This is a genomic window from Streptomyces sp. NPDC054834 (assembly GCF_053611185.1).
Genome location: NZ_JBSGZV010000056.1, coordinates 1 through 12086 on the forward strand (window position 1 = coordinate 1; position 12086 = coordinate 12086).

The window sequence follows — 12086 nt, forward strand, 5'->3', positions numbered from 1 at the left end:
GCCCGGCCCAGCTCCCCCCGGGTCCCCCGGTTCCATCGGGTGGTGTCCGTGTGCGGGGCCTGCGCCGGCCGGGCCGCCCGTGTGGCTGCGGCGGCCCGGACGGCGCAGGCACGTCAGGTCGGCTGGTTCAGCCGTTGTACGGGGCGGTGACGTCCAGGACCCAGGTGACGCCGAAGCGGTCGGTGAGCATGCCGTACAGCAGCGCCCACTGCGCAGGCTCCAGCGGACGCACGATGGTCGAGCCCTCGGCGAGCTTGCCCCACAGGGCGCTGATCTCCTCGGCGTTGTCACCGCGCACAGAGACGAAGAACGGGTTCTCACCCTGGTTCCAGGGCAGCTGCGAGGGCACGTCGTAGGCCATGACGTGGAAGCCGTTGTCGCCGGCCACCTCGCCCCACATCACCCAGTCCGCTTCGCTCTCGTTCTGCACGGCGCCCGCGTCCTTGTAGGTGACCACGACAGTACGTCCGCCGAAGACGGACTGGTAAAAGTCCAGCGCCTCACGTGCGGTGCCCCGGAAGTTCAGGTGAGTGGTGGTCGTGACGGACATGACCTGCTCCTTGCTTCGATGTGACGATTACGCCGCCGACCGTCCAGGCCCAAGTGGCGGCTGCCGTGACCAGGAGCGACGCCTCCCGAACGGCTCGTATGCCACGATGGCGGAGGTAGAGGACAGGTTGTGTCCTGTACCCCGGCAAAAATGGATCTCATGCATAAGACATCCTCCCGGCTGCTCGCGCTGCTCTCGCTGCTTCAGACGCACCGTGACTGGTCCGGCGAGGATCTGGCCGGGCGTCTCGGCATCACCTCGCGCACCGTGCGCCGTGACATCGACCGTCTGCGCGAACTCGGCTACCTGATCACGACCGTCAAAGGACCGGCCGGCGGTTACCGCCTGGAGGCCGGCACTCACATGCCACCCATGCTGTTCGACGACGACCAGGCCGTCGCCATGGCCGTCGCGCTCCAGACCGCGGCCACCGGCAACACCCTCGCCGAAGACGCCATCCGCGCCCTGGCCACCCTCCGCCAGGTCATGCCGGCCCGCCTACGCCACCGCATCGACATGCTGCGCGTCACCGCCGTCCATCCGCCCGCGGCCCGCGACACCCCTCAGGTCGACACTCAGGTCCTGGTGGACCTGAGCCGCGCCATCCACGCCCGCGAGGAACTGCGCTTCGACTACCCCCCAGGCCCAAGCGCCTCAACCGACAGGCCCCGCCGCGTACAACCCCACCACCTGGTCACCTGGAGTGATCGCTGGTACCTCGTGGCCTGGGACCTCGACCGCGAGGACTGGCGCACCTTCCGCGTCGACCGCATCCGGCCCCGCACACCCACCGGCCCCCGCTTCGCCCCACGCGAACTCCCCGGCGGCAACGTCTCCACCTTCATCACCAGCCGATTCCGCGGTAACGACGGCCCCACCACCGACTGGCCCTGCCAAGGCGAAGTCATCCTCCACCTCCCGGCCGCCGACGTCGCGCCCTTCGCCCAGGACGGAATCGTCGAGGAACTCAGCCCCCACCACTGCCGACTCACCCTCGGCTCCTGGTCATGGACCGGACTCGCCGCCGCGATCGGCCGCTTCGACACCGATATCGAGGTCCTCGGCCCACCCCAACTGGCCACGGCATTCGCAGACCTCGCCGCCCGCTACGCCCGCGCCGCACGCTCCACAGCACCGGAGATCGGTCCGACGCCGTGAGAACAGAACGGAAAATGCGAAAGTGGCCGGCACGAACGGCCCTTGTCCGAGTCTGACCATTTGAATGCCAGGCAGTCCCTCCGGGGCCTCGATCGGCGACAAGATCGCCGGAGCGGTGCACGTCGAGGGCACCGCCCCCGTCCAGACCGTCGACCCCGCCATCCCCACCTGCCTACGGGGCGCAGATCGAGCACTTCCGCCAGCTCACCGGCGTGCCCGTCGTCCTGAACTCTCCCTTCAACGACCGCGAGCACAAGATTTCGGTTCCAGGTGAAACGGCGACTGTGGTTCGCCGCTGCCGTGTTGACGCACGTAACCACTCCTGGAGGCCATTGACCGGCAATCAGGGCTTCCCGTGGAACCACAGGGCTTTGCTCTCGTTGAGGAACGTGGACGTGTCTGTAGCCCTCCTTCTCTATGAAGGAAACAGCACAGGCAAGAAAACCGGGGATCGAGTGGCATGGGTTTGACCAGCGAAGCGACCGTGTACGTCATGGCGGGCTTGTCCGTCGCCTGTGTGGCTCTGCTGGTCTGGCTGTGGCCACGGCTTGCCAGGCAGGGGTTGCGGCAGGTGCTCGGACGGCTGGCGGCCATCGGAGTGACTCAGGTGGCGATCATCGCGGCCTTCGCGTGCTGGCTGAACTCGTCGTACCAGTTCTTCGGATCGTGGGGCGAGCTCTTCGGCGACACCGAAACCACCCCCGTCGGTGTGACGCAGGCGTCCATCGGCAACGGCGCGGGGCACGGTGTCTCGGTGACGGGGGTGTTGATACAGCCCGGCACCGACGAGCAGTTGAACCGGGTCAGCGGACTGCCCACCGGTCCTGCCGCGGTGAACGGCCGGGTGGAGTCCGTGAAGGTCATCGGCCGCCGCACGGGCGTGGTCGACCCCGCGTTCGTCTACCTGCCGCCGCAGTACTTCCAGAAGGCGTACGCCAGGCAGCGCTTCCCGGTGATCGTGGCGCTCAGCGGATATCCCGGCAGCATCTTCAATCTCGCCGAGCACCTGCGGGTGTCACAGACCGCCGGACAGCTGCAGAAGAGCGGTCAGATGCAGCCGACGATCATGGTGATGATCCGGCCGACGATCGCACCGCCGCGCGACACCGAGTGCGTGGACGTGCCGGGCGGACCGCAGACCGAGACTTTCCTGACCAAGGACCTCCCGGAAGCCCTGAAGTCCGCATACCGGGTGGGTCACGACGCCAGTGCCTGGGGCGTCATGGGCTACTCGTCCGGCGGCAGTTGCGCCCTGCAGCTGACAATGCGCAACCCCCGGGTGTACACGACCGCCGGCGCCCTGTCCCCCGACTACAAGGTCAAGGACGACCCCACGACCGGCAACCTCTTCGGTAACGGGCCGAGTCGCATCGACCGGGTCAACGAGCACGATCTGATGTGGAGGCTGAAGCACCTGCCCGCACCGCAGGTCTCGGTCTTGGTCGCCGAGAGCAAACACGGCGAGCGGGGCTACCCGCAGACACTGGCCTTCATCAATGCTGTCAAGGCACCCATGCGCGTCACGTCGATCCAACCCGACCAGGGGAGTCACAACTTCCCGACCTGGGTACGGGAGATGCCCGCCACCCTGCAGTGGATGGGCCAGCAGCTGACCTTTCCCCAGGATGTGGTGCCCCGGCACCATCCCAAGAAGGGGACATCGCCCGGACCCGTGCTCGCCAGCCGACGTCCTTGACATCCAAGACCGGGCTGGTGGCGGCCTGCTTGCCCGATCACGAATCACTGCCGCCCCCGCCGCGCTCGTGATCATGCTTGGCAAGGGAATCGTGCGCGGGACGGTGGCCGTCGGGGCCTCGCCGTCGGTGGGACCGGTAGACCTGCCGGGAGCGCAGGGCGCGAGGCCAAACGGTCGGTCACCTCTCTCACTTCAGCCAAGCGGACGGCCGCGCCCGTCAGCGTCCGGAAACGGTGAACGTTTCAGTCCCGATCGATCGCAGAACCAGGAGAGCGGCCTTGAAGGCAGTCGCGATCCAGACGTTCGGAAGCCCCGAAGGTCCGGCAGTCATCGACCTCCCCGCCCCGACTCCCGCCGACGCCAAGTGCTGATCGCCACCGAGGCCACCGGCGTCGGCGGTGTCGGCGCCGTGGTCCGCAGCGGGGTGCTCGCCGCGCGGGAAGAGCCGGGCGTCGAGGCCGTCCGTGGCGGCGCTCATCGGACCGCTCGCGCAGACTGCTCGGCGATGTGTACCGAGCCGGACAGGTGGGTGACGTCGTGGGCCGCGCGTACGGCGGTGGCGCCCATGCCGCTGTCGCGGTCGGGCCCGTAGAGCCGTTCCGGACCTCTTTCCCGCCACTCGTCGACCCGGACGACGCCGGCCCGGCAGGTGCGGGGCGACTGCGATGTGCTGCGGGTCGGCGGAGTGGACGGTGGCGGCCACGCCGTAGCGGGAGCCGGCCGAGACGGTGCCGACCAGAGCGCGACGACATTGCCTGTCCCGGGCTGAGCGTGAGCAAGTCCAGTGTCTGGCGGCCGGCGCCAGGTCCTAGCCGTCCCAGTCCCAGCGTGCGCCACCGGTAGCCAGCGCCTTGGCCGCCGAGCCGGCCTTCAGGACCGGTCCCGGAGGATGTCGTGGGCTTTACGGACGGCACTGAGGTTCCAGCGGCGCTGTTGGTCCAGCGTCGTGTGGTTCTTCGCGATGAGTTGGTTCTGGATGCGTACGTCGACAGCGTGCACGGTGCGGACGTAACCGGTCTGCTGCTTGCAGCGGGCGTCGGTGGTCGCGGTCTTCTTCTCAGCTGAGGACGGCTCGTTGGGGTCGTGCTGCGGACCGGTCAGCCGGTCCTTCAACTCCTGGCGCTCGCGGTCGCGGCCGATCTCGGCGTCCTTATGGGTGGAGTAGTGGTAGCCCGCTTTCCGCATGCAGGCCGACCATGCCTTGTCCGCCTTGTTCCAAGCGGGATCCCGCATGCCCTGATTCAGGCTCTTCATCTCCAGTTCCAGGACCGGATCCTTCCGGTCCTGGGGGTTCGCCCCGTAGATCGTGCGGTCCGCGGCACCGAGACAGCCACGCTCCGGAATCCGCCGGCCGTGGACGGTCTTCGGATCGTCACCGAGAAACTGACCGGTGAGCGCGAGGTATTCGGGGAGGGTCCACCTCTTCACCGGGAAGCGGCGCTCGTAGTCGGCCTGCGCCGCGTGATAGCCGTACCGCGCTGCCTGCTCGGGGTCTTGGATGCCGTAGCGGAAGTCGTCCGACGCATACATGGTGAGTGTCACCACGCTCGCGCTGGAGGGGCGTTGCGGCCAGGCGGGTACGGGGTCGGTCACGAGTTCGGTCAGGCTACGGAACCCTAGGTGGGCCATGCACTGCTTGGCGAGCGTCCACCGAGCTCTGCCGACCGCACGGTTGTCGTCGTCGGACATGTCGTACGCGGCCAGCGGCAGGAACCTCGGGTCGTCCGACGAGGTGGGCCGCGCCTCGTGCGCGGGCACATCGGTCTGCTGCCCGCACGCCGCGAGGGCGAGGCCTGAGGCGAGGACCAGTAACAGGAGGGCGGCTCTGCGCATCGGACCAGCTCATCAGGGCCGTGAACACCCGACTGTGGTGGAGGCCATACTTCCGGGTCACGGTCGCGTCACAGATTCGACACCTCTCACCGCTGTGCGCGCCGATGGAGGGTGGGCCTTGATGAGGTCTGTGCTTGTCCTGGCGTATGGGCATGCCTGGGGGAGAGGCGCCGGGGACGCTGCGGGTGGCGTGGATGTGCCCTGCGCACGGGGGAGGGCGGTGCGTCTCGGGTGTGCCGATGCTCCTGTTGCTCGTCAAACGGCTTGGAGCCGGTCGCGGTCGGCATGAGCGAGGGCGTCGTCGTGGCGGATTCCTCGTTCGAGGGCAGAGATGGTGGCCGGTCAGAGCAGGCGTCGGCCGCCAGGTCGCCGACCCGGGAGAGGCGGTGCCGGCTGGTCCGGCCGCTGGAGGTGGGGACCGGGGGACTGGTCCCGCCCGGTGGATGAGGCTTGAGCCAGCACCGCCACAACGGCCACCAGGGCCGCACACCAGGGGAGTTCGGCATGGCAGGCAGCAGCACGACCAGGGGCCGGAAGACCATCACGGCGGTCGCCGCCGCGGCCGCGCTGGCCACCCTGAGCGCGTTCATCTCGGCAGCCTCCGCCTCGGACGCGGTGGACGCGAAGAAGCCGGCCGAGCTCGCGAGCGTAAGCGGTTCGGCGCGCGTCTTCTGCGCCTACTCACCTGACGACGACATCCGCTTCACCGTCGACGTGCAGGCGGCACCGTTCTCCCGGCCCTCCTCCGGAATGCCCCAGGGCATGCCCACCGACGCGCGGGGCACCGTCAAGATCTCCCACTGGGTGGCCGCCGAGAACACCACCGTCACCTCGGAGGCCGACGTGGACTGCCTGGTGACGGGAGACAAGGCCGCGACGTTCACCGCCATCGTCACCAAGGCCGACCCGGAGGTCGCGGAGTGGATCGGGCAGCGGCTGGGCTTCAGCGTCTACGACGGCGGCAAGACGGGCCACGGCGGCCACGGCCGCGACCGGCTCGGATTCTCCTGGGGCGTGGCGAACGCCGACACCAACGAGAAGGGCGAGGCCATTGGGGGGGAGTGGGCACCTGCATGGCGCCGGCACCGTTCGCCCCGGTCGTGAAGGGCGGATTCACGGTCAACCACGCGGACCTGCCACCGCTGCCCCAGGCGGCGCCTCGCCGGGGTGCCCGTCATGGCCAGCGGGTCCACCATCAGCGGCACACCCAACGCGAGCGCCGGCACCGCGGCCGCTGTCGTCGGTCCTCCAGGAGGCCGAGCGCGGAGTAGCTCGTAGCTCGTATCCAGGCCGGACCGGAGCTTTACGTTCATGATCGGATGCGTGCACAGGGAGCCAGCCGGGTGCCTCTTCTCGCATGCGGAGGTGCCGACGACGACCTTGCTCGTCCTTGTCGCGGCCGTTGTCGGTGTCGTCACGGCCGGATCAGAACATTTTTTCGAAACCCAACCAATTGGGTGAAACCTTGTGACCATTGTTGCGCGATAGCTAAAGTATTTCTTCTACTCCTTACGTTTGGTGCAAGTTCTTCCATGAACGGCTATCGAGAGTAGGTGCTCCATGACGGTTGCCGCTACGTCGACGGCCCACCCGGACGAGGTGCACGAGAGGCTCGGCCGCCATGTACTGATCGACGGTTTCAAACTGGTGCTCGACCCGCTCGCCAGTCGGGGCTCGTGGATCGTCGACGCACGCACCGGTGAGAAGTTCCTCGACCTCTACTCGTTCTTCGCGTCCGCTCCGCTGGGGCTCAACGCGCGGGGCATCGTGGACGATCCGGAGTTCATGACCCTGCTCGCGCAGGTGGCGGCGAACAAGCCCGCCAACCCCGACATCTACACCACGCACTACGTCGAGTTCGTCGAGACGTTCGCCCGGGTGCTGGGTGATCCGGACCTGCCGAGACTGTTCTTCGTGGAGGGTGGGGCGCTCGCAGTCGAAAACGCGCTCAAGACGGCGTTCGACTGGAAGAGCCGCCGCAACGAGGCCGCAGGCCGCTCACCCGAGCTCGGCACCAAGGTGCTCCACCTCCAGCAGGCGTTCCACGGCCGCAGCGGCTACACCCTCTCGCTGACCAACACCGAGCCCAACAAGACGGCCCGCTTCCCGAAATTCGACTGGCCACGCATCGACGTACCCGCCGTACGGTTCCCTCTTGAGCACCACCTCGCCGAGGTCGAGGAGGCCGAGCGACGGGCCCTCGAGCAGGCGCGGCGAGCGTTCGGGGACAACCCGCACGACATCGCCTGCTTCATCGCCGAGCCGATCCAGGGCGAGGGGGGCGACAACCACATGCGCCCGGATTTCCTACAGGCGATGCAGGCGCTGTGTCACGAGTACGACGCGCTGTTCGTGCTCGACGAGGTGCAGACCGGGGTGGGAATCACCGGCACCACCTGGGCCTACCAGCAACTCGGCCTCGAGCCGGATATCGTCGCCTTCGCCAAGAAGGTCCAACTCGGCGGCATCATGGCCGGCCGCCGGGTCGACCAGGTACCTGACAACGTCTTCCGGGTTTCCGGCCGGATCAACTCCACCTGGGGCGGCGGGCTGGTCGACATGGTCCGGGCACGCCGCATCCTCGAGATCATCGAAAGGGACGATCTGGTAGTCCATGCCGCTGCCGTGGGATCGTGGTTCCTGGCCGGACTACGTGATCTGGAAGTCCGACACGCATCGGTGGCGTCCAACTCGCGGGGGCGCGGACTGATGAGCGCCATCGATCTGTCCGACAGCGGCGTCCGCGACAAGGTGGTTCACCGGCTGCGAACCGAGGAGCAGGTGATCGCATTGCCTTGCGGTGAGCGTTCGGTGCGCTTCCGCCCTGCCCTGTCCATCACCCAGGACGAGCTCGGGATCGCCCTGCGGGCCCTCGACCGGATCCTCGCCGGTCTGCACTGACCCCGTACCAGCGGACAAGGAGCTAAGTCATGGCCCGTTCCGTCGCCTCGATCGTTGCCGGCCACGTGGTCGCCGGCGCTCCCGGCGGGACTCTCCAGCGCCCCAATCCCGGTCGTACCGCTGAGCTGGTCACCGAGGTCTCGCTCGGGGACGCCTCGACGTTCGTCGAGGCGTCCAAGGCCGCGAAGGCGGCTCAGCGGTCCTGGGCGGACGTCCCGGCGCCGGTGCGCGGATCCGCGATCGGAAAGATCGGCCGGCTCGTCGAAGCCAACAAGGACCGGCTCGCCCGCATCGTGACCGAAGAGATCGGCAAACCGTTCGCGGAGGCACTCGGCGAGGTCCAGGAGATCATCGACACCTGCGACTTCTTCCTGGGCGAGGGCCGGCGGCTGTACGGGCAGACGGTGCCCTCGGAGATGCCCGACAAGCAGCTGTTCACCTTCCGCAATCCCGTCGGTACGGTCGCGGTCATCACCGCGGGCAACTTCCCGGTGGCCGTGCCGGCCTGGTACCTCGTGCCGGCGCTCGTGACCGGCAACACCGTGGTGTGGAAGCCCGCGGAGTACGCCGCCGCGAGTGCCAAGGCGCTCTTCGAGCTCTTCGTGCACGGAGGCGGCCTGCCCGACGGCGTCCTCAACCTCGTACTCGCCGACGGGGAGCAGACGTACGCCGGTCTGGAGGCCTCCCTCGATGCCGGGCTGGTCGACAAGGTCGGTTTCACGGGGTCCACCCTCGTCGGCCAGAAGATCGGCGCCCTGTGCGGAAGCCACCTTCAGACCCCGTGTCTGGAGCTGGGCGGCAAGAACCCCCAGGTGGTCACCCCGAGCGCGCACCTCGACCTGGCGGTCGAGGGGGCGTTGTTCTCCGGATTCGGCACCGCGGGGCAGCGCTGCACCTCGCTCGGGACGGTCATCGTCCATGAGTCGGTGCACGAGGACTTCCTCGCCCGCTTCGACGCCGCGAGCCGCGCGGCACGCATCGGCGACGCGTTCGAGGACGTCCTCTACGGCCCGATGCTCGACGAGCGGTTCGCGCAACGCTACGAGACCTTCCTCGGGTGGATCAAGGACCACCACCGCACCTACGGCTCCGACGGCATCGGGCGGATCACGGCCGACAACCCGCGCAAGGGCTTCGTCGGGGCCCCTGAGGCAGGCATGTTCTACCACCCGGTGATCGTCGACGGAGTGCGTCGCGACGACGACCTGTTCCTCACCGAGACCTTCGGCCCCATCGTCGGAGTGACCACGTACCGGGACTTCGACGAGGCCCTCGACCTGGCCAACGCCCACGGTTACGGGCTGTCCGCCGCGATCTACACCACCGATCCGCACGAGGTGTGGACGTTCCGGCGCGGCATCTCCGCGGGCATGGTCAGCGTCAACAACACCACCTCCGGAGCCGAGGCGCACCTTCCGTTCGGCGGCAACGGCAAGTCGGGCAACGGCAGTCGCCAGTCGGGGCAGTGGGTACTCGACCAGTTCACCCGCTGGCAGTCGATGAACTGGGACCACTCCGGCCGTCTGCAGAAAGCACAGATGGACGTGGCCACGCTCGAGCCCGACATGGCATTCCGTTTGTGAACGGCGTCGACGACCTGGACCGGCACTTCCGCGAGGGAGTGGCCGGTCTCCGGTCTGCCGGCCGCGCTGTCGGCCCGGGGCCGACAGGCGGTGCTGCGGGTTCCGGGTCGCTCGCCGGGAGCACGGACGCCGCGAAGTCGCACCCCGGCGCACTGGACACCCGTACCGCACTGGACTTGTTCGACGCCCAACTGGAGAGCCGGCACGCCGACGCCGCTGCGCGGTGGATGCAGCAGCAGGGCCGTGGGTACTACACCATCGGATCGAGCGGGCACGAAGGCAACGCCGCACTCGCCCTCGCGTTGCGCCCCACCGACCCGGCGTTGCTGCACTACCGGTCCGGCGCCTTCTACTGTGCCCGCGCCCGGCAGGCCGGCGGCGTCGATGCGGTCAGGGACATGCTGCTGGGGGCGGCAGCCGGGGCCGAGGAGCCGATCGCCGGTGGACGGCACAAGGTGTACGGGTGTCGCGAACTGGCCGTCATTCCGCAGACGTCGACCATCTCCTCCCACCTGCCGCGGGCCGTCGGGGTGGCGTGGAGCATTGCCCGCGCCAAGCGGCTCGGGTCCGAGTGCGCCTGGCCCGACGATGCCGTGGTCTGCTGTTCCTTCGGCGACGCCTCGGTCAACCATTCGACGGCGGCAGGCGCCATCAACAGCGCCTGCCACGCGGCCTACCAGGGCCTTCCGATGCCCGTGCTGTTCGTCTGCGAGGACAACGGCCTGGGGATCAGCGTGCCGACACCGCATGGCTGGGTGCGGCGCGCCTACGGCAACCGGCCTTCTCTCGCCTACTTCGCCGCGGACGGGTGTGATCCGTCAGCCGCCTTCGACACCGCGTGCGAGGCAGTGGCCCATGTCCGCAAGCGACGGCAACCCGCGTTCCTGCACCTGTCGATGGTGCGATTCCTCGGCCATGCGGGCTCGGACGCCGAAGCCGCCTACCGGGTGCCTTCCGAAGTCGCCGCGGATCTGCGACGTGACCCGCTGCTGGCCACTGCCCGGCTGCTCACAGCGACGGGCATCCTCACCCAGCAGCAGGTTCTCGACCGCTACGACGAGGTGGGCGGACGGGTGTTCGCCATTGCCAAGGAGGCCCTCGACAGCGAGCCCCTGACCACCGCCGCGGAGATCGCCGCCCCCATCGCACCCCGCCGTCCCGCCCTCGTGGCCGCTGCGGCACGCCGTACGAGCGAACCACCCGCGGGGCCCGTCGGCGAGCCTGTCACCGTCGCCCAGGCCATCACCCACACACTCGCCGACCTGCTCGGCAGCTATCCGGAGATGGTCGTCTTCGGCGAGGACGTCGGCCACAAGGGCGGCGTCTACGGAGTCACCCGGGGACTGCAGCGGCGTTTCGGTACCGCTCGGGTCTTCGACACCCTGCTCGACGAGCAGGCCATCCTCGGCCTCGCGCTGGGGGCGGGACTGTCCGGGCTGCTGCCGGTGGCGGAGATCCAATACCTTGCGTACCTGCACAACGCCGAGGACCAACTGCGCGGCGAGGCCGCCACGCTTCAGTTCTTCTCCCAGGGCCAGTACCGGAACCCCCTCGTGGTCCGCATCGCGGGCTACGGCTACCAGCGCGGGTTCGGCGGCCATTTCCACAACGACAACGCGCTGGGCGTCCTCCGTGACATTCCCGGTCTGGTCATCGCTTCCCCGTCCCGCCCCGACGACGCCGCCGCGATGCTTCGCACCTGTGTGGCGGCCGGCAAGGTGGACGGAACAGTCAGCGCCTTCCTCGAACCGATCGCGCTCTACCACACGCGAGATCTCCACACGGAGAAGGACAACGCCTGGCTCGCCGCATACCCGCCACCCGCACAGCACGTACCGATCGGCCGGGCACGCACCTACGGCACAGGCCCGGACCTGACCCTCGTGACTTTCGGCAACGGCCTGCACATCTCGCTTCGAGCCGCACGCCGACTGGAGCAGCAGGGCATCGCCTGCCGGGTGGTCGACCTGCGCTGGCTGGCACCCCTGCCGGTCGACGACCTGCTGCGCGAAGCGCGTGCGACGGGGCGCGTCCTCGTGGTCGACGAGACCCGCCGCACGGGAGGAGTGTCCGAGGGAGTCGTCACCGCCCTGGTCGATGCCGGTTTCAGCGGCGCCATCCGACGGGTCGCCGGCGCGGACAGCTTCATCCCGCTGGGGAACGCAGCGCAGTTGGTGCTCGTGTCCGAAGCCGACGTCGAGCGCGCCGCCGGCGAGCTGCTCTCAGCAGGTCCGCAGCCTCACCGGTGAGGCTGCGGACCCCAGAGCGGGCTCGGCGTGGCAGACCTGGTTGCCGGCGGCTCGGTATGGATCCGAGAGCGTTCTGGAGCTGGATCGAGTCGGTCCGTGGCCGGTGGTGGCTGTGG

9 protein-coding genes are annotated in these 12086 nt (G+C 68.7%); 7 read left to right on the top strand and 2 right to left on the bottom strand.

Translation table 11 applies throughout. The annotated features are described in order from the left end of the window. Nucleotides 1-127 precede the first annotated feature (127 nt). On the bottom strand, nucleotides 128-550 hold the full coding sequence (locus ACWGJM_RS42310) for a VOC family protein (RefSeq protein ID WP_453417088.1): 423 nt from the start codon (nucleotides 548-550) through the stop codon (nucleotides 128-130). Nucleotides 551-709: 159 nt separating this feature from the next. Here ACWGJM_RS42310 and ACWGJM_RS42315 point away from each other — a divergent pair, with 159 nt between their 5' ends. The 3 genes from ACWGJM_RS42315 to ACWGJM_RS42325 all read left to right on the top strand — a co-directional run bounded on the left by ACWGJM_RS42315 (nucleotide 710) and on the right by ACWGJM_RS42325 (nucleotide 3996). Then, on the top strand, nucleotides 710-1708 hold the full coding sequence (locus ACWGJM_RS42315) for a helix-turn-helix transcriptional regulator (RefSeq protein WP_453417089.1): 999 nt from the start codon (nucleotides 710-712) through the stop codon (nucleotides 1706-1708). A 460-nt stretch (nucleotides 1709-2168) separates the two neighbouring features. Then, entirely contained in the window at nucleotides 2169-3404 is a 1236-nt protein-coding gene (locus ACWGJM_RS42320; RefSeq protein WP_453417090.1) for an alpha/beta hydrolase, read from the top strand. 364 nt (nucleotides 3405-3768) lie between these two features. Then, complete coding sequence (locus ACWGJM_RS42325) at nucleotides 3769-3996, top strand: hypothetical protein (protein WP_453417091.1); 228 nt, start codon at nucleotides 3769-3771, stop codon at nucleotides 3994-3996. A 278-nt stretch (nucleotides 3997-4274) separates the two neighbouring features. Here ACWGJM_RS42325 and ACWGJM_RS42330 read toward each other — a convergent pair whose 3' ends face one another. Then, nucleotides 4275-5237, bottom strand: a complete 963-nt coding sequence (locus ACWGJM_RS42330; protein ID WP_453417092.1) for a hypothetical protein — start codon at nucleotides 5235-5237, stop codon at nucleotides 4275-4277. A 504-nt stretch (nucleotides 5238-5741) separates the two neighbouring features. On the opposite strand from ACWGJM_RS42330, the gene ACWGJM_RS42335 reads away from it, so the two are divergent. The 4 genes from ACWGJM_RS42335 to ACWGJM_RS42350 all read left to right on the top strand — a co-directional run bounded on the left by ACWGJM_RS42335 (nucleotide 5742) and on the right by ACWGJM_RS42350 (nucleotide 11970). Further along, the gene (locus ACWGJM_RS42335) at nucleotides 5742-6341 is read left to right on the top strand and encodes a hypothetical protein (protein ID WP_453417093.1); all 600 of its coding nucleotides are present in this window, start codon (nucleotides 5742-5744) and stop codon (nucleotides 6339-6341) included. 456 nt (nucleotides 6342-6797) lie between these two features. Then, nucleotides 6798-8138: an L-lysine 6-transaminase gene (gene lat / locus ACWGJM_RS42340; RefSeq protein WP_453417094.1), complete on the top strand. Its 1341-nt coding sequence runs from the start codon at nucleotides 6798-6800 to the stop codon at nucleotides 8136-8138. Between the two features lie 29 nt (nucleotides 8139-8167). Further along, nucleotides 8168-9721: an aldehyde dehydrogenase family protein gene (locus ACWGJM_RS42345; RefSeq protein ID WP_453417095.1), complete on the top strand. Its 1554-nt coding sequence runs from the start codon at nucleotides 8168-8170 to the stop codon at nucleotides 9719-9721. Then, complete coding sequence (locus ACWGJM_RS42350) at nucleotides 9718-11970, top strand: transketolase C-terminal domain-containing protein (protein WP_453417096.1); 2253 nt, start codon at nucleotides 9718-9720, stop codon at nucleotides 11968-11970. The genes ACWGJM_RS42345 and ACWGJM_RS42350 overlap by 4 nt, the downstream gene beginning before the upstream one ends. Nucleotides 11971-12086: the final 116 nt, after the last annotated feature.